Here is a 23,096-nt window from a genome sequence, read left to right as displayed (position 1 = left end):
GGAGCAAGGAGCGACGCGGCGCAGCCGCATGGGTTCCGCGCCGTGACCTCAGAGAGCCGCAGCGTTGCACAACCACCGAGCTCCGCCCCTCCGGCCGCGCCGCCCCCCACCCTACAACTCGATCCGGAATCGCAAACTTTCCACCCCGCCATAGGCGGCGTCTTCGAAGAAGCGCTCGACCAGCCTGCCGCCATTGGCAAGGATCACCCTGTGCGAGGCTGGATTGCCTGGTTTGGCGGTGATCTCGACATAGGGTAAGCCGACCGCCCTCGCCTCGTCCAGCATCAGCCGCAGCGCCTCGGTGGCGTAGCCGCGCCGCCGCTTCCACGGCACCACCGCATAGCCGATATGGCCAAGCACATGTGGCGGCAGTTCTGCCGTGCCCTGCTGCCAGCGGAAGCCGATCGAGCCCGATGCCTCGCCGTCCCAGATCCAGCGGCGGAAGCCCGGCAGGCGCGGCACTTGCTTGCCATCGGGCAAGGTGATCGGACCGCCCCTGGCCTGTGGATCGTCGAGGTCGGCGAGAAAGGCCACCGGATCTTTTTCGATTGCCGCAAGCTGCTCGCGCGTCGCTTCCATCAGCCGCACATTGTCCGGCGACCAGCCACGCTCGAGCGCCGCCTTGTAGGACGGCAAATGTTCAAGCGCGGGTTTGACGATTTCGATCATGGTGCACCAGCGGAGACGCTATGCAGACAAGATAACAGCATTGCCCGGCAAGGCACGATCCACCAAGGGGCAGCCTCTTGCGACAGGGCCGCGTTCCCATCGCTGAAAACGCGGCCCTGATCCAAGTCGTGGGAAGATGGCGCTCCGGCAAGGCCGCACCGGATCGCCACTAGAGCATTTTGCAGCCAAGCGGAGTCGCTTGGCGTCGCAGAAATGCGGCTAAAACAAACAGTTAGAACGGGATGCCAGGTTCAATTCAAATGCATCCCGCTCTCGCGATCTCAGGCGATGTCGAAGCGGTCGGCGTTCATCACCTTGGTCCATGCCGCCACGAAATCCCTGGCGAATTTCTGCCCGGCGTCCGAGGAGCCATAGACCTCGGCAAGTGCACGCAATTGTGCGTGCGAACCGAAGATCAGGTCTGCGCGCGTGCCGGTCCACTTGACCGCCTTGGTCTTACGGTCGCGCGCTTCGTAGACTTCGTCGGAGCCGGCGGCCGGATCCCAGATCGTGTTCATGCTGAGCAGGTTGACGAAGAAGTCATTGGTCAGCGTCCCCGGCCGGTCGGTGAACACGCCATGCTTCGACTTGGCCGTGTTGGCGCCAAGCACCCGCAAGCCGCCGACCAACACCGTCATCTCCGGCGCCGTCAGCGACAGCAATTGCGCCCGATCGACCAGCATGGCTTCGGTCGACATCGGCTGCTTGCCCCTGGCATAGTTGCGGAAGCCATCGATTTTCGGCTCGAGCGGCGCAAAGGAATGAACATCCGTCTGTTCCTGAGAGGCGTCCATGCGGCCCGGCGTGAACGGCACCTTCACCTCATGGCCCCCATCCTTCGCGGCTTTCTCGATCGCGGCGACGCCGCCGAGCACGATGAGGTCGGCAAGTGAGACCTTCTTGCCGCCGGTCTGTACCGCGTTGAACTCGCTCTGGATGCCTTCAAGCCTGGCAAGCACCTTCGACAGTTCGGCCGGCTGGTTGACCTCCCAGTCCTTCTGCGGCGCGAGCCGGATGCGGGCACCGTTGGCGCCGCCACGCTTGTCGGAATTGCGGAACGTCGAGGCCGACGCCCAAGCGGTCGAGACCAATTCGGAAACCGACAGGCCCGATGCCAGGATATTCGACTTCAGGGATGCGATATCCTGCTCGCTGACCATTTCGTGATCGACCGCCGGGATCGGATCCTGCCAGATCAGCACTTCCTTCGGCACGAGCGGGCCGAGATAGCGAGCGACCGGGCCCATGTCGCGGTGGGTCAGCTTGTACCAGGCGCGGGCAAACGCGTCGGCAAACTGGTCTGGATGCTCGTGGAAACGCCGCGAGATCTTTTCATAGGCAGGATCCACCCTCAGCGCGAGATCGGTGGTCAGCATGGAAGGCGCGCGGCGCTTTGACGGATCATGCGCATCCGGCACGGTGCCGGCACCAGCGCCGCCCTTCGGCGTCCACTGGTGAGCGCCCGCCGGGCTTTTCGTCAGCTCCCATTCGTAGTTGAACAGATTGTCGAAGAAGTTGTTGCTCCACTTTGTCGGCGTCGTGGTCCAGGTCACCTCGAGACCCGAGGTGATCGCGTCCCCGGCAATGCCGGTGGCGTACTTGCTCGACCAGCCGAGGCCCTGCGCTTCGATGCCGGCGCCTTCCGGTTCGGCCCCCACCAACGAGGCATCGCCGGCGCCGTGCGTCTTGCCGAAGGTGTGACCGCCGGCAATCAGCGCCACGGTCTCTTCGTCGTTCATCGCCATGCGGCTGAAGGTTTCGCGGATGTCACGTGCCGAGGCCAGCGGATCAGGTTTGCCGTTCGGCCCTTCCGGATTGACGTAGATCAGGCCCATCTGGACGGCGCCGAGATTGCCTTGGAGTTCGCGGTCTCCGGAGTAGCGCTCGTCGTCGAGCCACTTGGTTTCCGAACCCCAATCCACGTCCTGCTCGGGCTCCCAGACGTCGGCGCGGCCGCCGGCGAAGCCGAAGGTCTTGAAGCCCATCGATTCGAGCGCGACATTGCCAGCGAGGATCAACAGGTCGGCCCAGGAGATTTTCCGGCCATATTTCTGCTTGACCGGCCACAGCAGCCGGCGCGCCTTGTCGAGATTGGCATTGTCCGGCCAGCTGTTGAGCGGCGCGAAACGCTGCTGGCCGGCGCCGGCGCCGCCACGGCCGTCGCCGATGCGATACGTGCCGGCACTGTGCCAGGCCATGCGGATGAACAGCGGTCCGTAGTGGCCGAAATCGGCGGGCCACCAATCCTGCGAATCCGTCATCACATGGTGCAGATCCTTGATCACCGCATCGAGATCGAGCGACTTGAATTCCTCGGCATAGTCGAACTCCTCGCCCATCGGATCCGAAAGGTTCGATTGCTGGTGCAGAACGCCGAGGTCAAGTTGGTTTGGCCACCAGTCACGGTTGCTCCTGCGGGAGGACCCATGCGCAACCGGGCATTTGCCCTTGCTGTTGTCGTCTGTGTTGGCGTCCATGTTTTTCTCCGATCGTGGCTGTGTTGAGCTGTTTCAACGGCTGCGTGAGCAAGGACACTGGATGCCCCTGGAGGTGGTCCGTTTCATGGCAGGCGCGATGACCTGTCCCCGATACGCGACCGAATATCTTGGATGTCCATCGCTGCGAGCGCCTGGACCAGATGGTCCCGGCTGCTCCTGATCTTCCTCGCAGTTCCTATAGCAAAGTCGCGTGATTAATTTAAGTTGGATTTCCTGATTGCAGCGATAAGATTACGCTATGACAAACCTGACGCTGAAGCAGCTGCGTTATTTCGAAGCGCTGGCCAGACACAACCATTTCGGACGCGCGGCAGATGCCTGCGCCATCTCCCAGCCCGCCATCTCGGTGCAGATCAAGGAATTGGAGGAAACGCTGGGCACGGAGCTTTTTGAACGAGGTCCGCGACAGGTCCGGCTGACCAATTTCGGCGAGGAGTTTGCCTTGCGCGTCCGCGACATCCTGCGCTCGGTAGATGAACTGACGGATCTGGCCCGCGCCTCGCGCGACCGGCTCGTGGGCCGGCTGCGCATCGGCGTGATCCCGACGATCGCGCCCTACCTTCTGCCTGCCATCATCGGCAACCTTTCCCGCATGCATGACGGCCTCGAAATCCACGTGCGCGAGACGCAGACGCAGAAGCTGATCCAGGAACTGGCCGACGGCCGGCTCGACGCGGCCATCGTCGCGCTGCCGGTATCGGAAGCGTCGCTGACCGAAATCGTGCTGTTTGCCGAGAACTTCGTGCTGGTCCGGCCCGGCGAGGACGAGGGAAAGCCGGTGCCCAATCGCGAAATGCTGCGCGAGATGCGGCTGCTTTTGCTGGAGGAGGGCCATTGTTTCCGCGATCAGGCGCTGTCGTTCTGCAATATGCATTCGGCACGGCCAAGGGAGTTGCTGGACGGCAGCTCGCTGTCGACCTTGGTGCAAATGGTCGGCGCCGGCGTCGGCGTCACTTTGATCCCGGAAATGGCCGTGCCGGTGGAGACACGCTCGGCGTCGGTTTCCATCGCCCACTTCGCCAGTCCTCAGCCGTCGCGGACCATCGGCATGATCTGGCGCAAGACAAGCCCGATCGCCAAACAGCTGCTGCTGATCTCCGAAGTGGTTCGCCAGTCGTCCGATGCGCTGCGCGCGCAGTATCACCCAGTCAAGGTTGCCTGACCGGATCGTCAGCTTGCCGCCTGGAACCGGATCTCGCCCTCGTTCAGAAAGCAGGTTTTATTGAACAGCGACAGATCCAGCGGGTTCGGCAAGCGTACGTCGCTGATATCGGGGACCAGCTTCTTCGACGGATCGTATGACCGGTCGATCTGCGAGATGAAGACGAGGATCAATCCGCTGTCGCGGGCAAAGGCCTTCAGCGTGCGGACTTGCGCCATCAGGTTCGGGTTTTCCCGCTTCTGATCGAGCAGTTGCAGATAGTCTATGACCACCAGCGTACCTCGCGCCGCCGCCGCCAGCGTTCTGACGATGTAGTCGGCGCTGATGACATCGGAATTGTCGAACACGAATTGGTCGTTGAACCGCGCCGGATCCGCCCCGATGGCGCGAAACCGGTCGAGCACATCCCTTTGCGTATATTCCAGCGTGAAGAACACGCCGCGATGGCCGGACTTCATGGCTTCTATTGCGAGTTCGAGGCACATCAGCGTCTTGCCGTGGCCTGGTCGTGCGCCGACCAGGACCAGGTCGCCGGGCGAAAGTTGCGCAAACAGTACGCCCGCAGGCGCCGCCTCGGCCGCCTTTGCTGCAAGCAGGCTCCAGCTGCTGAAACCTTCCCGTGCTGCAACACGATCGAGCGCTTCATGGAGCGGAACCTTGCGCTGCCGGGACAACAGCCTGGCTTGACGTTTCAGATGATAGACCGGCGCGGACAACTTCATTGCAAACCTCCTGGTGCGAGCAGTTTCCGCAATCCCTCCTTATGCCTGGGCTCGAACAGTTGGTTCGGTGATCGAATAGCCCCGCATGAGCGATGCTTTCCCGGCGGAGGGAGGAGGCGTGGGCGCGCCAGAATCAGATGATAGCTCAATCCCTGTGGATCGAAAATCGCGGATAAGTCAAAGATGCTGAGTCGTTGACCGTAAACCTGGAACCGCCGCGTGGGCGTAGGCCGTTTCAACGCGCGAACTCCCTCGCGGCTCTTCGAATGGGCTTGCAGGAGGGCACGCAAAAAACAAAGGGTCCTGCTAAACAAGATGTGTTTCGCCGATTGGTGCAGGACCATTTATGATCGATTCTCGGCGGCGCAAGGAATCGCAAGGCCCTTCGATAGGAGAATTGATCCGGTGCGGTTGAGATCTGTCTATCTGGGTGTCGTCGCCAGCCTTCTTCTCATGGTCATCGCAGTGGCGGTCTCGGCCCGATCCTTTGCCGCACCATCTGACGTTCCGGCCTGGCTACAGGCCCATGTCGGCGACAGCGACGGGCAGATCTCACAGGTGGTGCTGGAACGGGCGCGCGCGCTCTACCTCAAGAAGGTGGCGCAAGGTGCGGTCAAAAACCCCTGCTACTTTGCCATGGACGCGACGCGCCCCAGCGATCTGGGCGATGGCAAGCCCGGACACCGCTACTATGTCATTTGCGAAGCCAGCCAGTCGTTTCGCGCGATTTCGTCGGGCCATGGCAGCGGCCGGAATTTGAAAGGCGTCGTCGACTTCGCCAACGGCAGACGCTGCGCGAAGAACTTCGGCAATGCGATGGATTCATCATTGACCGCCGGAGGCGCCTATATGACCAGCGAGGCGAAAACCTCGTTCAAGGGCTACTACCGCATCGGCGCGAAACAGGACGCGGTTTTCCAGCGCACCTTCATACAGTTCGACGGCGAGGGCGAAGCCGCGAACGCCAGGCAACGGGTGATCGGCGGCCACGCTGCCCAGGTGCTGCACGGCATGTGCCTGCGCAAAAATCCCAAAAGCTCGCACGCCGACCATGATGGCTACGTGCCGTTCGGCAAGCTGGTGGACTACGCAAGCGGCCGCAGCAATGGCTGCACCAGCTGGTCGCCGGCGGATGCCCAGCAGATCATCCCAATGGTCAAGGACAACCCGACGACGCTCTACATCTACCCTGAATCACGTGACATCGCCGCGGTAGCGTCCAGCCGTTCGCAGTCGGGCGCTTACTGGAACGCGTCCTGCCTGAAGGAAATAGGCACTCCGAAATTCTGGCCGAGAAAGACCCTCGAGCCGATCATCGCTCAGTACAGCAAGGATCACCCGGCACCGCCGCCACAACCGGTGCCGATTTGCAAAGGGCCATGAAGTTCGCTCCCTGCGGACTTCACTCGACCATGCCGAGGCTCAGCGTAGAAAACCGAGCACAGGCTGCATGAACTCGGCTGGATACTCCAGCCAGCAAGCGACCTCCACGGCGCTGGCGTGACGCCGCGGCTGCCTCGGTCGTGAATGGATCATGCCGCAATGTCGGCAGCCGGTGCTTGTGCTGCGCCTACATAACGCTCTTCAGGGTTCGGCGATTTTGCCGCGCATGGCGCATTCTCCTTCGACCGTCGCCGACGGTGGTTCGCACATGAAAAAGGGGACCAAAGGGGGCCGGCAGGCTATTTGCTCGTGCAGACCGAAACCATGGAACGTTTTCCAAGGGCGCTCATTCAAGCATCAGCTGGCGCGGGGCCGCGGAACTAGAGGAGGTTACGATGAGAATTGCCGATTGTATGACGAAAGACGTCCAGATCGCCAATCCGGAGCAAACCATACGCGAGGCCGCTCGAACCATGGGCCGTCTCGACGCCGGCGTCATGCCGGTGGGTGAGAACGACCGGCTCGTCGGCATGATAACGGACCGGGATATCGCGATCCGCGGCATCGCCCAAGGCAAAGGACCCGACGCCAAAATTCGCGAGGTGATGACCCCTGACGTCGAATATTGTTTCGGTGACGAAGACGCAGACGACGTCCTTCACAGAATGGGTGAGCTTCAAGTAAGGCGCCTGCCGGTGTTGAACCGCGACAAGCGGCTGATCGGCATTGTTTCGCTGGGCGACCTCGCCATGAATGGCGAATCGGCAGAAGCGGGTGAGGCATTGAGCGGCATCTCGCGGCATGGCGGACAGCATTCGCAGTTGCATTGAGGTCAGCGAACAAGGGCGGCGTTGGCTGCGGGCTGCCGACCAGATTGCGATAGCCAGCCCAAACAGAGGCGGATATCGCCCGGTATGCCGCAACCGCATGGCCTATCCGTTCGGGTTTGGTGCCAATGTTGCGTGACGTCGACTACGTGCTGCGAAAACTCGATTGGATGCGCGCCGAAGGCATCTGGCCTAACGGCTTGCGTTATCTCTGGACCGATGCGTTCGGGGTCGTGCTCTACGTCTCACTCTACACGGAAACCGGCGAGACGCGCTGGCTGGATGAGGCTGAGCGGCTGGTGGCCGATGTAGAGCGTGTGCTCGGCCGTCGGCGTGGATTGAGGATCGGGGAAGCGGCTGATCGTGACGGTCAGTACTTCCACTACCTGGCGATGTGGCTGTTTGCCTTGGCGCGTCTCGGGGATCTGAAACCGCGATACCGCGCGCGCGGTGTCGCGCTGGCGCGTGACATTCACCCGGCTTTTGTGATCCCCGGCCGCGGTGTGGTCTGGAAGATGCAGGAGGACTTGAGCAGTCCTTATCCCGGCTATGGCCTCGGCAGCATGGACGCTTATGACGGCTATGTCTCCTACCGGATTCTCGATGAAGACGAGCTGGCGCCCGAAATCGCGCAGATGCGTGACCTGATCGAGCACGATTGGCAAACGCTCGATATCGAACAGGATCTCGGTCTCGGCATGATGCTGTGGCTCGCCCACTTCTTCCCCGCTGAACCATGGGCCGAAGCCCAGACGAGGCGATCGCTTAGAACCCTGGAAACGATGTGGGTCGACCCGCCAGGTTATTTCAGCCGCACGCCGTGGCTGCGCGACACGAAGTTCGCTTTCACCAATTTTGGCGTGTCACTAGGGCTGCAGGCCAGCGACGTCTGGCCCGAGCGTGTCGGCACGTTGAACGCCTTCTTCGAGGACTGGCGCTCTGGTGACGAATATGATCGAGAGGCGATCACATGGGTGATGGCCTGCACCTCGCACCTTCCCGCTGCGTTTGTATCTCGCGGGCCGATCAAGAGTTGCTGAATGCTCCCAGCCGAGGAAAAAATGCCCGCCACCACGCTCAGCGGATGGTGCTCCAGATTTGTTGATTGGAACCAATGGCCTGCAATACAGTTACAGAGCCAGCAAGTCCGGTTGTAGCCATGCCGCCATATGGACCGGCGGTTTCAAGCCAGCCGACTGAGCTTCGGAAGCGTGGAAAGCACGCTTGATGGAGAAAAATCATGAACCAGTGGTCAAACGCCAAGCTTTGTGACGTGGCAAATCTAATCCTCGGAGCAGTTCTCTTCTTCTCTCCCTGGATATTCGCCTTCGCGGCGGGGACGCAGTCCCAGAATGCCATGGGCAGCGGCATCGTGATTTTCTTGCTTTCGGTTGCCGCCCTCTCCGCCTTTGCTATTTGGGAGGAATGGTTGAACCTCGTTGTGGGCCTTTGGGTAATCGTGTCTCCCTGGGTGCTTGGATTCCAGGCAACCACGGCCATGAGCGTGCATGTGGTAATCGGCGTTCTGGTCGCGGTCCTTGCTGCGATCGAGCTGTGGATGATGTACCAGAACCCTCCAACGCAATCTACGGCCTAGCAGGACTGGCGTCGCTGCGGCAGCGAGTGTGATGAAGCCGATTTGGCGGTCGAACCAAGAGGAAACAGATGCCTCTGACCGCCAGGCCTACGGCCTGCCCGTTCGAATGGCCGCCGCCAAATCCGGCGCTCTGTTCATCGCCGATGAACGCCCTCGGACGCCATAGCAACCGGAGCCGCACAGCGGCTAACGGTGACACTGTCGCCAACTGCCAGCGAAGAGGAGATATGTCGACATGAAAGCAGTCCGCATCCATGCTTTTGGCGGACCTGAGGTTCTTTCGATCGATCAAGTCCCCTTTCCTCAGCCCGTTGACGACGAGGTTGTGCTCAGGGTTCGCGCGGCGAGCGTCAATCCGGTCGATTACAAGACCCGCGAGGGTTCGGCGGGTCAGGCATTGCCCGTCACATTGGGGCGTGACGTGTCCGGCGTGGTGGAAACGTGCGGTACGCGGGCTCATACGTTGAAGAAGGGCGACCCGCTATTTGCCATGCTTGGTCATGATCGGGGCGGCGATGCCGAATATGTCGTGGTCAAGGCGACGGAGGCGGCTGCGAAGCCGGAACGTCTAAGCCATGTCGAAGCCGCTGCGGTGCCGCTTGCGGGCATCACTGCTTGGCAGGGCCTGTTTGAGCATGGCGGCCTCAAATCCGGGCAAAGCGTTCTCATCCATGGCGGAGCCGGCGGCGTTGGCCATCTGGCGATCCAACTGGCCAAGGCCGCCGGCGCGTTCGTCGCCACAACCGTCTCCGCCCAAGACTTCGTTTTTGTCCATGAGCTAGGTGCAGATCAGGCGGTCGACTACAAGGATCAGCGTTTCGAAGAGGTCGTCGATGCGGTCGACCTGGTGTTCGACTTGGTAGCGCGCGACACCCAGGACCGCTCCTGGGACGTTCTCAAGCCAGGAGGGACGCTCGTTTCAACTCTTTCTCAACCCTCGCAGGAAAAGGCACATTTGCGTCGGGCACGTGGCGTCTCCTATATGGCCGAGCCGAATGCGGCGCACCTCGCGCAGATCGGCCGTCTCATCGACGCCGGCAAGGTCACCCCGTTCGTGCAAGCCGTCTATCCGCTTGGAGAGGTCGCCAAGGCGGAGGAACGGCTGGAAAACGAACATGTGCGCGGCAAGATCGTGCTTGAGGTGTCCGCCTAAGCTTCCCGCCAAGTGGCCCGGTTCGGCCGAGCGCTCACTTGCTGAATTAGGTTCCTGGCTACCGCCCGCTCTTCGGAGCCTTGGCGTCCTTTGAACGACGCTCGGCGACCGCCGGACTGGCGCTGGACGCCTTTTGTGTCGCGGCACTCGGCGCGGCTCGCCTCGGCGGGTTTTGTCCCTCCGACTGGCGGGTTCGGTCTTCCACTTCGCCCATCCGGCGGGTGAGCCCCATGCCGCCGGCAGGCTTCTTGTTGCCGGCCGCGTCCTGGGAGAATTCATCGGAAGCGTCGGCACCGGTCTTTGCCGGATACTTCGTCGCACCGGTTTCATAGCGGGTTTCGTTCTCAGTCATGACATCTCTCCAGTTGCATGACGGATAAACATCTCGGCGATATCCGAGTTCCAAATTTCAGGATTTGCATTCGCCATATGGGGTCAGAGCTCACTACCGGAACGTCAGCGCCATCATCCTGTCGCCCACGCATCTGGCGTGGCAGGTCTGAAGCAGCGTCTTTATGGCTTCCACATGCGGCGTGGAATATTGGATTCTAATGCTGCCTGTGGGCACGTCGGTCATGCTTTCCCGGCGACGAGACGAGCACTACTGCAACAGTGCCTTGACGATGCCGCTCGCCTTGCCGAAATCCATCTGGCCGGCATATTTCTGCTTCAGCGCGGCGATCACCTTGCCCATGTCCTTCTGGCTGGCCGCACCCGTCGCCGTGATCGCCTCGCGCGCCGCAGCCTGGATGGCGGCATCGTCAAGCTGCGTCGGCAGGAACGCGCGGATGATCTCCATTTCGCCGCGCTCCTGCGCGGCCAGTTCTGGCCGCTTGCCGTCTTCGAATGCCTTGGCCGATTCCTCGCGCTGCTTCACCATCTTGGCCAGGATCTGTAGGATCTCCTCGTCGCTGGCCGGCTCCTTGCCCGAGCCGCGATTGGCGATATCGCGGTCGTGGATGGCGGCTTGAATCAGCCGCAATGTCGGCAGCCGTTGCTTGTCCTGCGCCTTCATCGCGCTCTTCAGGGATTCGGCGATTTTGCCGCGCATGGTGCATTCTCCTTCGATCGGCGCGGACAATAGCGCCGGGGGCGAGCCAACGCAAACCCTGAAATGCCAGGGCAAGCCTCTGATATTGCTAGATGAAATAAATCGGAATTGCATTTCGCATGATCATTGACCGCCCTGCCCCCTTCCCCTATGTACTGGGCCTTGCATGAACTGAAGCTTGACTGCGTGGAAGCTGCGAAATCGCCGCTTGGCGCCGTTTGCTGCGCGGATGGCCCGCCGGGCCTATGGAAGCGCGCAGCTCCGATAGGAGTGCCGCCATGGCCGATATGACCGCCGCCTCGACGCCCGCCTGGGCAACGGAAAAGCCGACCGCCCTTCTGGTGCTGGCCGACGGCACCGTCATCGAGGGTCGCGGGTTGGGCGCCACCGGTTCCGCCGTCGCCGAAGTCTGCTTCAACACAGCACTCACCGGCTACCAGGAAATCCTCACCGACCCGTCCTATGCCGGCCAGATCGTCACCTTCACATTCCCGCACATCGGCAACATCGGCACAAATGACGAGGACATCGAGGACCTCAACCCGGTCGCCCGCGCCGGCGCCGTCGGCGCGGTGTTCAAGGCCGATGTCACCAACCCGTCCAACTACCGCGCCGGCACCGGTCTCGACCAGTGGCTGAAGAAGCGCGGCATCGTCGCCCTGTCGGGCATCGACACCCGCGCGCTGACCGCGCTGATCCGCGAAAAGGGCATGCCCAACGCCGTCATCGCGCATGCGCCCGATGGCGTGTTCGACCTCGACGACCTGAAGCGTCGCGCCGCGGCATGGTCCGGCCTGATCGGGCTTGATCTCGCCAAGGAGGTCACGTCAGGCCAGTCGTCGGCCTGGCGCGAGACGCCATGGGTGTGGAACGAAGGCTTTGGCGAACAGACCGAGCCGTCGATGCACGTCGTTGCCATCGACTACGGCGTCAAGCGCAACATCTTGCGCCTGCTCGCCGGCCTCGGCGCCAGGGTCACAGTGGTGCCAGCCAAGACCGGCGCCGAAGAAATCCTCGCCATGCAGCCGGACGGCATTTTTCTCTCCAACGGTCCCGGCGACCCGGAGGCCACCGGCGACTATGCCGTCCCGGTCATCCAGGACCTGTTGAAGACCGACATTCCGGTGTTCGGCATTTGCCTTGGCCACCAGATGCTGGCGCTGGCGCTGGGCGGCAAGACCGCCAAGATGCACCAGGGCCATCACGGCGCCAACCATCCGGTCAAGGACCACACCACCGGCAAGGTCGAGATCGTCTCGATGAACCACGGCTTTGCCGTCGATGCCGACTCGCTGCCATCAGGCGTCGAGGAAACCCACGTCTCGCTGTTCGACGGCTCGAACTGCGGCATCACGCTGACCGGCCGGCCGGTGTTCTCGGTCCAGCATCACCCCGAAGCCTCGCCCGGCCCGCAGGATTCGCACTATCTGTTCCGCCGCTTCGTCAACCTGATCCGCGAAAAGCGCGGCGAGGAATTGCTGGCCGAGCGGGCCTGACTCGACCCGTCAGCGCTGCCCCCAACGCCCTGCCGGGCACTTCTTTCTGAGACGGGGCCTCATATCTGTGCTCCATCTTCGGCGACGCCGGCAGTGACACTTGTGCGCGCCACCGGCCTCGCAACTTTCGTGACGAAGACGATGAGCGCCAGCGCCAGGAAGCACGCGCCGACCAGATAGGGCGCGCCGCCGAAGGTCACGGGAGCGCTCGGCCCGGTGAACCAGGAAAAGATCGCCGTATAGAGCAGTGGCGTGACGATCGAGGTGATCGAGAAGATCGAGGTCATCGCACCCTGCAGTTCGCCCTGCGCCGAAGGCGGCACCTTGGCGGCGGCGAGGCTCCTCAGCGGTGGATCGGCCAGCGCTTCCAGACAGCCGAAGACGATCACCGCATAGATCATCCAGCCTTGCGATGCGAACGCGTAGCCGAAGGCGCTGAGTGCCGTAAAGGCAAGACCGATGACCGCCGTCCTCCACTCACCAAGCCGGGGGATCACCCGCGGCAGCACCGTCGCCATGACGATCGCGCCGCACAGGCCGAAGGCGCCGAGCGAGAAGCCGATCTGCTGCTCACTCCAGCCATAACGGTAATTGGAAACGAACGACCAGACCGCCGGATACATCATGTGCCCGAGCGTCATCAGGAAGAAAACAAGCCCGATCCAGCCAATGCCCTTGTATTGGCGCATCTGGAGGAGCGTGCCGACCGGATTGGCGCGCTTCCACTCGAAGCGGCGGCGATGCTTGTCGTCGAGTGTTTCCGGCAACAGGAACAGCGCGATCAGGAAATTCACGAAGGCGAGCCCGGCAGCGAAATAGAACGGCACGCGCGGCCCGAACGTGCCGAGCAATCCGCCCAGGACCGGCCCGATGACGAAGCCAACGCCAAAGGCGATGCCGAGCAGGCCGAAATTCTTCGCCCGGTTCTCGTCGTTCGAAATGTCGGCGATGAAGGCGGATGTCGTCGAATAGCTGGCGCCCGAAATGCCGGCCAGCACACGGCCGATGAACAGCATCGGGTAGGACCAGGCCACGGCGCAGATCAAATTGTCGACGGAAAAGGTCAGCACCGAGGCAAGCAGGATCGGCCGCCGCCCGAACCGGTCACTTAACCCGCCCATGATGGGTGCGAAGAAGAACTGCATGGCCGCATAGACGAAGAACAGCCAGCCGCCTTCGATCGCCGCCCCGCTGATGCTGACCCCGGTCAATTCCCTGAGATAGGCCGGCAGCACCGGCATGATCATGCCGAAACCGATGATGTCGAGCAGCAGTGTGGTGAAGACGAGCGCAAGGCCCCGTCTGGCGGTTTTGGGATCGATCATGGCGGGTCCGGCTCCTGTGGTCGCCCTGGGGCGCAGGCGGACGCATCTTATAGGCGAGTCCGATGTAAGGAACAATGCGGGAACGGATCGGATTCTTTCATCCTGACAGCCCCTGACGGCGCCTTGGCGTCAGGGCAGCGCCCGGAAGCGGCTATTCAAATTGGCCCGCTCAGCGTGTTGCAATCCGAAAGCTTGCCGCTCTTGTAGCCGCGCGCCAGCCAAGTCTGCCGCTGCTGCGAGGTGCCGTGGTTGAAGCTTTCCGGCACGACATAGCCTTGCATCTTCTTCTGCAGCGTGTCGTCGCCGATCTGCTTGGCGGCGTTCAGCGCGCTTTCGATGTCTCCCTGCTCCAATATGCCTTTCTGGTCGGTGTAATGCGCCCACACGCCGGCAAAGCAGTCGGCCTGAAGCTCAATGCGCACCGACATCTGGTTGGCCTCGACCTCGCCCATGCTTTGCCGCATCTGGTTGAACTTGGACATGATGCCGGTTAGGTTCTGCACGTGATGGCCGATCTCATGCGCGATCACATAGGCGCGGGCGAATTCGCCCGAGGCGCCGAATTGCTGATCGAGCTCCTGGAAGAAGGTCATGTCGAGATAGACCTTGTGGTCGCCGGGGCAATAGAACGGTCCGGCCGCCGCGGAAGCAAAGCCGCAGGCCGAGCGGACCTGGCCGCTGAACAGCACCAGCTTCGGATCCTCGTAGGTCAGGCCCTGCGATTTGAAGATGCCGGTCCAGGTGTCCTCGGTCTCGGCCAGCACCGTCGCCACGAACTGCTTCATCTCGTCACTGGCGGGCGCACCCGCGCCGCTGCCCTGGCCACCGCCGCTGTTGTCGGTGATCTGGCCACCGCCGCCGTCGCCACCGCCCAGGATCGTCGATGGATCGAAGCCGAAATACCATCCGGCCAGCACCACCAGGATGACGAGGAAGATGCTGCTGCCGCCGCCGGCGCGACCGCCGATCGGAATGCGGAACTGGCCGGGGCTGCCGCTGCCGAGCCCGCCGCCACTGTCGCTGCGGTCGTCCTCGACATTGTCACTCTGACGACGGCCCTTCCAGAGCATGGCAACTCCTCGCGCTGCAAACTTCCCCCGTTGCCCGGTAAAGCCGGCTCAACCGAACAACAATTATCCCAACGGTTGCGGCAAGTCACAGCATTTTTCGACGGCCTCAAGGCCACATAGGGCGCCTGCGGCTACACCATCAGGCCCAAAAGACGCTCTCCCGTTGGGCCGCTTTCGCCGGTTTCCCTGAAGCCGTGCGCGATATAGAATTCTCCGGTTCTCTATGGAAGCGAGGGGCGCTTGCGGACGATCGGCCAATTCCTGCTGTCCCTGACGGCACTGACCTGTTTTGGCATCGGGTCCGCCCGCGCCGTCACGCTCGATTCCAGCGTCGCCGTCACCGATCCCGCCACCCTGCAGGCGCTCGAACGCGGCGGCCTGTCGATCAGCCGCCTGCTCGGACCCGCACTCGGCCTCACCCGCGAGGTCGACAATCGCGGCCTTTTTTCGGTGCCGGCACTGGCCACGGTGCGCGACACCGTCAAGCTTGAGATCGCCAACGAACCGAAGACCAGCCCGGACCCTTATGTTGCTGATATGGCGAAGTCGAAGGACACCAGCCAGAAATTCAATCCAAAATACATCGACGACGACGGCTCGACGCTCGACCTGACCGGCGTCGTCAACCGCATGGATCGCGGCTATCTCGGCCACACCGAATGCGGCGAGATCCGGCTGATCTACCGCTTCCACTATTCGGTCGCGGAAAAGCCGGCCAAGGGAAAGGCGGGCCAGCGCATTTCCTCGCGCCTGCCGCTGACCATGAGCCTGGTCTTCAACGCCAAGCCCCATCAAGCACAAGCCCGCGCCTCGAAGGACTTGCCAAGCGCCATTGATGTGTCCTGCGCCGATGTCGCCCAGCGCTGGCTGGCTGCCGGGAAACAGGACCTGCCGCCCGATCAGCTTGCCGCCTGGCTGCGCTCCGACGCGGGACCGCTGTCGGGTGCCATGCTGAATTCCTCGCAGATCATGCGGCTGGAACTCAACATGCAGGTGCTTCGGCTGTCGGCCTCGACGCGGCGCGATTTCGGCGGCCATGCCGAATATCTGCTGAAGATCTTCAAATGGGATCCGGCCAGCTCGACATTTTACGAATCGAAGATGGAGAACCAGATCGATCGGACCACGGTGCTGGCCGACAAGCCGTCCTTCGCCAAATGGCTGCTCACCGACCGCAACATCTACGACCTCGATCATGGCCGGCTGGTCATCGACGAAAAATTCCTGGCCAAGAGCGCCGTTTCCGTCGCACCCGGTGGCCTCAGCCGGTCGCAGAACAACATCGCCTACGGGCTAGTCGACGACGCCGACGTCGACAAGGCGTTGAAGGACTATGTCGCCAGGGGCAACACGCTCGCCTCCATCAGGTCTGTGGCCGGCTTCGAATTGCGCCTCAACGAGATGAGCTGCACCGGCTGCCATCAGACGCATGGCATTGCCGGGTTCCACTACACCGGCGCCGATCCGGCCAGCGAGCCGCGCCGCAACGCCGTCTTCGTGCCGGGCTCGGCCGTCTTCTTCGCCGACCTGCCGCGCCGCCGCGCTATCGTCGAGCAGTTCGCAGCCGGCGGGCATCCGGACTTTACGCGCGGCTTCGCCGCCCGTCCGGACCAGAAATATGCGGAGGCGCTGAAGGGCACCGACCTCTACAATGGGTGGGGCTCGATCTGCTATCGCGGCGAGGACCTGAGCTTCAAGCACTGGACCTGCGGCGCGGGCCTGCGCTGCGCCGGCGTCCATGAAAGCTCCATCCATCCAGGCTTCGGCACCTGCGTCAGCGAGGCCGGCACCGCGGTCGGTGATCCCGTCGAGTTCGGCGAGATCAAGATGTCGACCTGGGGCAACGACCAGTATTGCCGCCTGTCGCCAGCCACCGCCAAGACCTGTGCCATCAATCCGGCTCGTGACAAGAAACCACCGGTCAAGCTCGCCGGCTACGGTGCGGCGCGCCAGCGCTACGACAATCCCGAACAGAAGACCGGTGGCTTTCCCGGCGGTATGCTGCGCAAGGCGAGCTGCGACAAGCTGCCCGACGAGGCGACCTGTGGCCGGCTCGCCAAGACCGGTTTCAACGACTGCGTCGCCTCGGGCAAGGACCACAAATTCTGCACCAGGGAATTCACCAAGACCGCCGGCCTGCGCGCCTGCGACAAGGGGCATCCCTGCCGCGAGGATTATATCTGCACATCAGGCTACGACGATCTGGCGCAAGCAAAAGCCGGCAAGGGCACCTGCATTCCGCCCTATTTCATCTTCCAGTTCCGCGTCGACGGCCACCCGCGCAGTTGGGTGCAGGACGTCAGGGAATGAGAGAACGGTTTGCCGAAGGCGAATTGAAAGATCCGGTTCGGTTCCGGCGACTGGGAAATCCGGCGGCGGGTGCGGTTCAGCGCGCCGCCGTCATCGCCTTGCGAAACGCTTCCAGCGTCTCGGCGCTGACATGGTGCTCGATGCCCTCTGCGTCGATGCGCGCGGTTTCCGCACTGACGCCGAGCGAGCGCAAGAAAGCTTCCACCGTCTGGTGGCGGATGCGGCTTTCCTCCGCGACCTTGCGGCCGGCATCGGTCAGGAACACGCCGCGATAGGGCTTTCTCGACACCAGCCCGTCGGCGCACAGCCTGGTCAGCATCTTGGCCACCGTCGGCTGGGCAACGCCAAGCCGTGCGGCGATATCGACCTGGCGCGCCTCGTTGCCGTCCTCGATCAGGTCTGCGATCAGCTCGACATAATCCTCGACCAGCGCACTGCGGCGCGCTTCGCGCGTCTGCCGGAAGCCTTCCGAATGAACGTCGGCGTCAGGCAGCGGTTTTTCGCGCGGGACCGATCTGTTCTTCAGCGCCAATACGCGCTCCTCCAGAGGCTTTTGCTGTCCATGCATCCATAGCACGGGCTCTGATTCTTCAGGCCGTTTATTTGCATTCCGCCACCGGTGCAACCAGCGTCTCCAATTGCCCCTCTTCGTGCGCTAAGGGCTACCGCTCAAAAAGCACGAACAATGAAATATAGCATATTGCATAATGTTGAGCCATGGCATAGCTTTAGGGCAACATCGCCCAGTTTCGCGGAAAGCCCTCGTTCATGTCCGACGTCGAAGCCACAGTTTCCCGCTCCTCATGGCGCTTCGCCAGGCCGGAGGAGGACGAACAGCCCAGCCTGCGCGAAGTCAATTCTTCCATCGCCGTGCCAGGTTCGGGCGTCTGGTTCCGGCGCCTGGCCGCCTTCATGGGCCCGGGCTACATGGTCTCGGTCGGCTACATGGATCCGGGCAACTGGGCGACCGACCTCGCCGGCGGCGCCCAGTTCGGCTACACGCTGCTGTTCGTCATCATGCTGTCCAACCTTATGGCGATCCTGCTCCAGGCGCTGGCAGCACGGCTCGGCATCGCCACCGGCCGTGACCTCGCCCAGGCCTGCCGCGCCTATTATCCCCGTCCGGTCAATTTCGTGCTGTGGATCGCCTGCGAACTGGCCATCATCGCTTGTGACCTAGCCGAGGTCATCGGCACCGCGATCGCGCTGCAGCTTCTGTTCGGCATTCCGCTGATCGGCGGCGCCATGCTGACGGCGCTCGATGCCTTCCTCGTGCTTCTCTTGATGAACAAGGGCTTCCGCTATCTCGAAGCCTTCGTCATCGCGCTGCTGATCATCATCTTCGGCTGCTTTGCCATCCAGATCTTCGCCGCCGCCCCGCCGGCCGGCTCGATCCTGCATGCGATGTTCGTGCCGTCGTCGGCAATCGTCACCAATCCGGCGATGCTTTACATCGCCATCGGCATCATCGGCGCCACCGTCATGCCGCACAACCTCTATCTGCACTCCTCGATCGTGCAGACCCGCGCCTATGAACGCACCGACAAGGGCAAGCGCGACGCCATCAAATGGGCAACGACGGACTCGACTATCGCCCTGATGCTGGCCTTGTTCGTCAACGCCTCGATCCTGATCGTGTCTGCGGTCGCTTTCCATAACACTGGTCACCATGACGTCGCCGAGATCAGCCAAGCCTTCGAGCTGTTGTCGCCGCTGCTCGGCCTCGGCATAGCCTCGATCCTGTTTGCGGTGGCGCTGTTGGCTTCCGGCCTCAACTCGACGGTGACGGCGACGCTGGCTGGCCAGATCGTCATGGAAGGCTTCCTGCGCCTGCGCATTCCCAACTGGGCGCGCCGTCTTTTGACGCGCGGCCTCGCCATCGTCCCGGTGGTGGTCGTCACCGCGCTCTATGGCGAAAAGGGCACCGGCCAGCTGCTGGTGTTCAGCCAGGTGATCCTGTCGATGCAGCTGCCCTTCGCGGTCATCCCGCTGGTGCAGTTCGTCTCCGACAAGAAGAAGATGGGCAACCTCGCCATCCCGCGCGGCGTCGCTGCTCTTGCCTGGGTGGTGGCCGCGATCATCCTGGTGCTCAATTTCAAGCTGCTCTACGAGACCATGTTCGGGGTCGGCTGAACTCCGCCTCGCCGGGAAATCGAACTGCCCCTCCCCGCAGAGGCTAGCTTCCACGACAATTCGACGATCCGCGCTATGTTCTCCGGCATCATGCCCCGGATCGAAGACATCAGGAAGTTCTACGCGCGGCTGATGGCCGCCAATGCTGGCTCGCCCGACCCGCGCCTCGAGGCGGTTTTCGCCGAGGTGCCGCGCGAGGCGTTCCTCGGTCCCGGGCCGTGGACGATCATCGCTGGCAACGGCAAGATCACCACGCCGAGCGCCGATCCGGCGCACATCTACCAGAATGTTCTGGTAGCGCTCGACGCCGACAAGGGCATCAACAATGGCGAGCCGTTCCTGCACGCCATGTGGATCGGGAAGCTTGCGCCGAAACCCGGCGAAGCCGTTACTCATATCGGCGCCGGCACTGGCTACTACACCGCTGTGCTGGCCAGGCTGGTTTCACCAGGCGGCACCGCCACCGCTTTCGAACTCGATGAAGATCTAGCCAACCTCGCGCAACGAAATCTCGAAGCCTATGGCAATGTAACCGTCGTCCATGGCAATGCGGTGACGATGCCCTTGCCGCCATCCGACATCGTCTATGTCAATGCCGGCGTGGCCGCGCCGCCGGCCGGATGGCTGAAGGTGCTGCGACCAGGCGGCCGCATGATCTTTCCCTGGCGCCCGGCCGAGCGTGTCCCTCTCGCGGTGATGGTGACCCGCACCGAAAAGGGCTTCGCTTGCGATCCGTTCATGCGGTCGTGGTTCATTCCCTGTGTCGGCGCCTCGGTTGCGGGCCCCGCGGTTAGAATCCCGACACGCGAGCAGGCCGCGCGCAGCCGCTCGATCTGGCTGATGGAGGACAAGGCGCCGGACCGCACGGCCACCGCAGTCTTCGGCGATGTCTGGTTCTCATCGAAAGATCTCGATGCCGAACCGCGCACCAGGCCTCGCAAATGACGGTGGTTCGCAAAAATTTCATATGTCCTGTCGGACCGGCGAGCGGCCGCCCGTCCTTGGGTTGAAGTCCGGCCACGACGGCATGGAGCGAAGAAAAGGGAGCATTGAAATGAGAAAGATCATCGCTGCGACATTCGTCAGCCTCGACGGCGTCATGCAGGCACCTGGCGGTCCGGAAGAGGATCCTGTCGGGGGCTTCAAGTTCGGCGGCTGGACGTTTCATTACTTTGACGAGGTGGCGGGCGCGGCAATGGATGAACTCTTCTCCAAACCCTTTGCCCTGCTGCTTGGCCGCAGAACCTACGACATCTTCGCCGCGTACTGGCCGTATCAGAAAGATTCGATCGCGGATGCCTTCAATCCCGCGACCAAATACGTGGCGACGCATCGGCCTGACACCCTCACCTGGCAGAACACGCAATCGCTTGGGCCGGATATCGTCGCGACGTTGCGCCGCCTCAAGCAGGAGAATGGACCTGACCTGCTCATCCAGGGATCGGGCAATCTGATCCAGACCTTGCTCGCCAACGGGCTGATCGACGAGATCCGGCTGATGACCTTCCCGCTGTTGCTGGGCAAGGGCAAGCGGCTGTTCGGCGATGACGCGATGCCGGCCGCCTTCAGGCTTGCCAAGTCGCAGGTCTCCAGCACCGGCGTGATCATGGCGACCTACGAGCGCGCGGGCGAAATCAAGGTCGGCTCCTTTGTCACGGGAGAGCCATCGGAAGCCGAACTCGAGCGGCGCAAGAACTGGAAGTAGCTTTGCAGGGCCTGGGTTCCTCGCCCCCATGACATGGGGGAGAGGTGGCCGCGAAGCGGCCGGAGCGGGGGCTTCGTAGGGCGGATGCTTTGTGAAAACTTGGCACTTCGGCGCCAATCCCCTCTCCGTCTCGGCTTCGCCGAGCCACCTCTCCCCACATTCGTGGGGCGAGGAACCCAAGTTCTTCCAGGCCTCAAGCCGCCACCAGCCGCCGTGCGAGTCCATCCCTGATATACCGCGCGAATTCCTGCGCCGCCGGCCCTACCCCATGCCTCGGCAAATGCAGATTGATCGAAAAATTCGGCAGCGGCGGCAGCCCGGACTCCGATGGCAATATGTCGAGATCGGCCGGCACCGTGGAGGCAAGCCAGGTAGTGACCGCAAGGTCGGAACGCACTGTCGCCGTCGTCGCGTCGATGTTGCCGTTTTCGAACACGGTGCGCCACTCCAGCCCATGCTCGCCGAGCGCCGCCAGCACCGCCGGACGGAAGGCGCAGGTATCGGCGACGATCGAGACCGGCAGCGGCCGCTTGGCACGGGCAACGCCGCCCTTGGCGCCGACCCAGACCAGCCGGTCGATGGCAAGGCATTCGCCCGCCGACGAACCGACGCGTTCCTCGATCACCGCGAGGTCGATGGTCCCGGCCGCAAGGGCAGCGGCCAACTCGGGCGACGAAGCGCAGACCAGCGATATTTCGACCTGCGGATAGGTCTCGGCATATGTCTTCAGCACCGGTGCAAGCAAGGTGCCGACAAGGTCGTAAGGCACGCCGAGCCGCACCTGGCCAGCAACCGGAGTGCCCGCCATTTCGGCCCAGATTTCGTCATTCAAGGCCAGCAGCCGCTTGCCCTTGCCGAACAGCTGTTCGCCGGCGCGCGTCAGCCGCAAGCCGCGCCTGTCGCGCTCGAACAGGCTTGAGCCGAGCGCCTCCTCCAACCGCTTGACCTGCTGGCTGACAGCACCTTGCGTCAGGTGCAGCGCGTTGGCAGCCGCCGTCATGCTGGCCTTGTCGGCGACGGTGATGAAGGTGCGGATCAGCGCCATGTCGAGATTTCGGATCATGGCATGCATTATGGCTGCTAATGCTAACCATGGCAAACATTGCATTTACTGACGCTAACTCTCCGCTACGATCGCTGCTCTCACAGAGGAAGCCACATGCTCGAGCCCGTCATCCCGCTCATCCTGTTTGCGATCGTTGCCACCACAACGCCCGGCATCGCCACGACCTTGTCGACGGCGTCCGGCGCGCAGTTCGGCTTTCGCCGTTCCGTGCCTTTGCTGGTCGGCAGCGCCGCCGGCCTCGCCACCGTGACCGGCGCGACCGCCGCCGGGCTCGCCGGGCTGCTGCTTGCCGTGCCCTCGCTGCAACTGGCGATGAAGGTCATCGGCTCGCTTTATCTCGTCTGGCTGGCGATCAAGATCGGCCGCAGCGGACCGCCCAATCTGGATGTGACCATGGCCAGACCGAACAGCTTTCTTGGCGGCGCCGGCATTCAATGGATGAACCCGAAAGGCTGGGCGATGGGATTGGGTGCCGCAGCCTCGTTCGCAGCGCTGGCCAGCGGGCCGATGCAGCTCGCGCTGCTGCTCGGCGTCACCTTCGGCCTCGCCGCCGCCGCCTCGCTGTCGCTGTGGTGCGTGGCCGGCATGCTGCTTGCCCGGCTGCTCAAGACCGAGCGGCAATGGCGCGCGCTCAACATCGTGCTGGCGCTGGTGCTTGCCGCATCGATCATCCCGATGTGGCGGACGGCATAAAGCGCCCAAGCCAAAATCCGCGCCAGTACCCCCACCCGGACCTACGGTCCGACCTCCCCACAAGGGGGAGGTAGGGAGCGCAGCTTTTTCGCATCCCCACAAGACCATTGTCGCACGGGCGGACGAGGCGCTTCCTCACCCTCCCCCTTGTGGGCAGGGCTATCGCATATGAGTAAAGAGGCTAAGCAGGTTTTGATCGGCCCATCGTGCCTTGAGTCGTTTGTGGCTGAGCGGGA

General features: G+C 62.8%; 21 protein-coding genes. 12 read left to right on the top strand and 9 right to left on the bottom strand.

Annotation, left to right across the window (positions count from 1 at the left end; genetic code table 11):
• Positions 1-111: 111 nt before the first annotated feature.
• Positions 112-669 carry a GNAT family N-acetyltransferase gene (locus NKJ90_RS24975; RefSeq protein WP_023761846.1) on the bottom strand — a complete coding sequence of 186 codons (558 nt, stop codon included), beginning with the start codon at positions 667-669 and terminating at the stop codon, positions 112-114.
• A gap of 281 nt (positions 670-950) precedes the next feature.
• Entirely contained in the window at positions 951-3,146 is a 2,196-nt protein-coding gene (katG, locus tag NKJ90_RS24970; protein WP_023761847.1) for a catalase/peroxidase HPI, read from the bottom strand.
• A 259-nt stretch (positions 3,147-3,405) separates the two neighbouring features.
• On the opposite strand from katG, the gene NKJ90_RS24965 reads away from it, so the two are divergent.
• Complete coding sequence (locus NKJ90_RS24965) at positions 3,406-4,329, top strand: hydrogen peroxide-inducible genes activator (protein ID WP_023761848.1); 924 nt, start codon at positions 3,406-3,408, stop codon at positions 4,327-4,329.
• A gap of 8 nt (positions 4,330-4,337) precedes the next feature.
• On the opposite strand, the gene NKJ90_RS24960 is transcribed toward NKJ90_RS24965, so the two are convergent.
• Positions 4,338-5,051: a DNA helicase gene (locus NKJ90_RS24960; protein WP_023761849.1), complete on the bottom strand. Its 714-nt coding sequence runs from the start codon at positions 5,049-5,051 to the stop codon at positions 4,338-4,340.
• Positions 5,052-5,456: 405 nt separating this feature from the next.
• On the opposite strand from NKJ90_RS24960, the gene NKJ90_RS24955 reads away from it, so the two are divergent.
• The 5 genes from NKJ90_RS24955 (at position 5,457) to NKJ90_RS24935 (ending at position 10,011) form a co-directional block, all read left to right on the top strand.
• Positions 5,457-6,434 carry a hypothetical protein gene (locus NKJ90_RS24955; protein WP_023761850.1) on the top strand — a complete coding sequence of 326 codons (978 nt, stop codon included), beginning with the start codon at positions 5,457-5,459 and terminating at the stop codon, positions 6,432-6,434.
• Between the two features lie 395 nt (positions 6,435-6,829).
• Positions 6,830-7,264: a CBS domain-containing protein gene (locus NKJ90_RS24950; protein WP_023761851.1), complete on the top strand. Its 435-nt coding sequence runs from the start codon at positions 6,830-6,832 to the stop codon at positions 7,262-7,264.
• A gap of 125 nt (positions 7,265-7,389) precedes the next feature.
• Complete coding sequence (locus NKJ90_RS24945; RefSeq protein ID WP_023761852.1) at positions 7,390-8,301, top strand: hypothetical protein; 912 nt, start codon at positions 7,390-7,392, stop codon at positions 8,299-8,301.
• 200 nt (positions 8,302-8,501) lie between these two features.
• Positions 8,502-8,858 (top strand): SPW repeat protein, encoded by a 357-nt coding sequence (locus NKJ90_RS24940; protein ID WP_023761853.1) that lies wholly within the window; start codon positions 8,502-8,504, stop codon positions 8,856-8,858.
• 235 nt (positions 8,859-9,093) lie between these two features.
• A complete protein-coding gene (locus NKJ90_RS24935) occupies positions 9,094-10,011 on the top strand; it encodes an NADP-dependent oxidoreductase (protein WP_023761854.1) in 918 nt (305 codons plus the stop codon).
• 58 nt (positions 10,012-10,069) lie between these two features.
• Here the strand turns inward: NKJ90_RS24935 and NKJ90_RS24930 are convergent, their stop codons facing one another.
• The gene (locus tag NKJ90_RS24930) at positions 10,070-10,363 is read right to left on the bottom strand and encodes a hypothetical protein (RefSeq protein ID WP_023761855.1); all 294 of its coding nucleotides are present in this window, start codon (positions 10,361-10,363) and stop codon (positions 10,070-10,072) included.
• A gap of 249 nt (positions 10,364-10,612) precedes the next feature.
• Positions 10,613-11,062, bottom strand: a complete 450-nt coding sequence (locus NKJ90_RS24925) for a GatB/YqeY domain-containing protein (protein ID WP_023761856.1) — start codon at positions 11,060-11,062, stop codon at positions 10,613-10,615.
• 278 nt (positions 11,063-11,340) lie between these two features.
• Between NKJ90_RS24925 and carA the strand changes: the two genes are divergently transcribed.
• Positions 11,341-12,558 carry a glutamine-hydrolyzing carbamoyl-phosphate synthase small subunit gene (gene carA / locus NKJ90_RS24920; protein WP_352487095.1) on the top strand — a complete coding sequence of 406 codons (1,218 nt, stop codon included), beginning with the start codon at positions 11,341-11,343 and terminating at the stop codon, positions 12,556-12,558.
• 59 nt (positions 12,559-12,617) lie between these two features.
• On the opposite strand, the gene NKJ90_RS24915 is transcribed toward carA, so the two are convergent.
• Together NKJ90_RS24915 and ypfJ are read right to left on the bottom strand one after the other, a co-directional pair.
• Positions 12,618-13,919, bottom strand: coding sequence for a TCR/Tet family MFS transporter (locus NKJ90_RS24915; RefSeq protein WP_502904947.1), 1,302 nt, complete (start codon positions 13,917-13,919; stop codon positions 12,618-12,620).
• 119 nt (positions 13,920-14,038) lie between these two features.
• A complete protein-coding gene (ypfJ, locus tag NKJ90_RS24910) occupies positions 14,039-14,953 on the bottom strand; it encodes a KPN_02809 family neutral zinc metallopeptidase (protein WP_023761859.1) in 915 nt (304 codons plus the stop codon).
• Positions 14,954-15,193: 240 nt separating this feature from the next.
• On the opposite strand from ypfJ, the gene NKJ90_RS24905 reads away from it, so the two are divergent.
• Positions 15,194-17,263 carry a hypothetical protein gene (locus NKJ90_RS24905; RefSeq protein ID WP_031260924.1) on the top strand — a complete coding sequence of 690 codons (2,070 nt, stop codon included), beginning with the start codon at positions 15,194-15,196 and terminating at the stop codon, positions 17,261-17,263.
• Between the two features lie 76 nt (positions 17,264-17,339).
• Here NKJ90_RS24905 and mntR read toward each other — a convergent pair whose 3' ends face one another.
• The gene (gene mntR / locus NKJ90_RS24900; protein ID WP_023761861.1) at positions 17,340-17,795 is read right to left on the bottom strand and encodes a manganese-binding transcriptional regulator MntR; all 456 of its coding nucleotides are present in this window, start codon (positions 17,793-17,795) and stop codon (positions 17,340-17,342) included.
• Between the two features lie 236 nt (positions 17,796-18,031).
• Between mntR and NKJ90_RS24895 the strand changes: the two genes are divergently transcribed.
• From NKJ90_RS24895 to NKJ90_RS24885, 3 genes are all read left to right on the top strand, one after another.
• Complete coding sequence (locus tag NKJ90_RS24895) at positions 18,032-19,396, top strand: Nramp family divalent metal transporter (RefSeq protein WP_023761862.1); 1,365 nt, start codon at positions 18,032-18,034, stop codon at positions 19,394-19,396.
• 90 nt (positions 19,397-19,486) lie between these two features.
• On the top strand, positions 19,487-20,341 hold the full coding sequence (locus tag NKJ90_RS24890; RefSeq protein WP_023761863.1) for a protein-L-isoaspartate O-methyltransferase family protein: 855 nt from the start codon (positions 19,487-19,489) through the stop codon (positions 20,339-20,341).
• Positions 20,342-20,450: 109 nt separating this feature from the next.
• Positions 20,451-21,101, top strand: coding sequence for a dihydrofolate reductase family protein (locus NKJ90_RS24885; protein ID WP_023761864.1), 651 nt, complete (start codon positions 20,451-20,453; stop codon positions 21,099-21,101).
• A 193-nt stretch (positions 21,102-21,294) separates the two neighbouring features.
• Here NKJ90_RS24885 and NKJ90_RS24880 read toward each other — a convergent pair whose 3' ends face one another.
• Positions 21,295-22,164: a LysR substrate-binding domain-containing protein gene (locus NKJ90_RS24880; RefSeq protein ID WP_023761865.1), complete on the bottom strand. Its 870-nt coding sequence runs from the start codon at positions 22,162-22,164 to the stop codon at positions 21,295-21,297.
• A gap of 96 nt (positions 22,165-22,260) precedes the next feature.
• Between NKJ90_RS24880 and NKJ90_RS24875 the strand changes: the two genes are divergently transcribed.
• A complete protein-coding gene (locus tag NKJ90_RS24875) occupies positions 22,261-22,860 on the top strand; it encodes a LysE family translocator (protein WP_023761866.1) in 600 nt (199 codons plus the stop codon).
• Positions 22,861-23,096 lie beyond the last annotated feature (236 nt).

It is taken from the genome of Mesorhizobium sp. M0051, from assembly GCF_040323235.1.
GTDB lineage: Bacteria > Pseudomonadota > Alphaproteobacteria > Rhizobiales > Rhizobiaceae > Mesorhizobium.
Note: the sequence above shows the minus strand (reverse complement) of the source record. Positions and strands in the feature narration are given on the sequence as shown.

Excerpts from the sequence above, each read along its gene's own strand:
- NKJ90_RS24975 (WP_023761846.1), bottom strand. The coding sequence starts at position 669 with ATGATCGAAATCGTCAAACCCGCGCTTGAACATTTGCCGTCCTACAAG.
- katG (WP_023761847.1), bottom strand. The coding sequence starts at position 3,146 with ATGGACGCCAACACAGACGACAACAGCAAGGGCAAATGCCCGGTTGCG.
- NKJ90_RS24965 (WP_023761848.1), top strand. The coding sequence starts at position 3,406 with ATGACAAACCTGACGCTGAAGCAGCTGCGTTATTTCGAAGCGCTGGCC.
- NKJ90_RS24960 (WP_023761849.1), bottom strand. The coding sequence starts at position 5,051 with ATGAAGTTGTCCGCGCCGGTCTATCATCTGAAACGTCAAGCCAGGCTG.
- NKJ90_RS24950 (WP_023761851.1), top strand. The coding sequence starts at position 6,830 with ATGAGAATTGCCGATTGTATGACGAAAGACGTCCAGATCGCCAATCCG.
- NKJ90_RS24945 (WP_023761852.1), top strand. The coding sequence starts at position 7,390 with ATGTTGCGTGACGTCGACTACGTGCTGCGAAAACTCGATTGGATGCGC.
- NKJ90_RS24940 (WP_023761853.1), top strand. The coding sequence starts at position 8,502 with ATGAACCAGTGGTCAAACGCCAAGCTTTGTGACGTGGCAAATCTAATC.
- NKJ90_RS24935 (WP_023761854.1), top strand. The coding sequence starts at position 9,094 with ATGAAAGCAGTCCGCATCCATGCTTTTGGCGGACCTGAGGTTCTTTCG.
- NKJ90_RS24930 (WP_023761855.1), bottom strand. The coding sequence starts at position 10,363 with ATGACTGAGAACGAAACCCGCTATGAAACCGGTGCGACGAAGTATCCG.
- NKJ90_RS24925 (WP_023761856.1), bottom strand. The coding sequence starts at position 11,062 with ATGCGCGGCAAAATCGCCGAATCCCTGAAGAGCGCGATGAAGGCGCAG.
- carA (WP_352487095.1), top strand. The coding sequence starts at position 11,341 with ATGGCCGATATGACCGCCGCCTCGACGCCCGCCTGGGCAACGGAAAAG.
- ypfJ (WP_023761859.1), bottom strand. The coding sequence starts at position 14,953 with ATGCTCTGGAAGGGCCGTCGTCAGAGTGACAATGTCGAGGACGACCGC.
- NKJ90_RS24895 (WP_023761862.1), top strand. The coding sequence starts at position 18,032 with ATGTCCGACGTCGAAGCCACAGTTTCCCGCTCCTCATGGCGCTTCGCC.
- NKJ90_RS24890 (WP_023761863.1), top strand. The coding sequence starts at position 19,487 with ATGCCCCGGATCGAAGACATCAGGAAGTTCTACGCGCGGCTGATGGCC.
- NKJ90_RS24885 (WP_023761864.1), top strand. The coding sequence starts at position 20,451 with ATGAGAAAGATCATCGCTGCGACATTCGTCAGCCTCGACGGCGTCATG.
- NKJ90_RS24880 (WP_023761865.1), bottom strand. The coding sequence starts at position 22,164 with ATGATCCGAAATCTCGACATGGCGCTGATCCGCACCTTCATCACCGTC.
- NKJ90_RS24875 (WP_023761866.1), top strand. The coding sequence starts at position 22,261 with ATGCTCGAGCCCGTCATCCCGCTCATCCTGTTTGCGATCGTTGCCACC.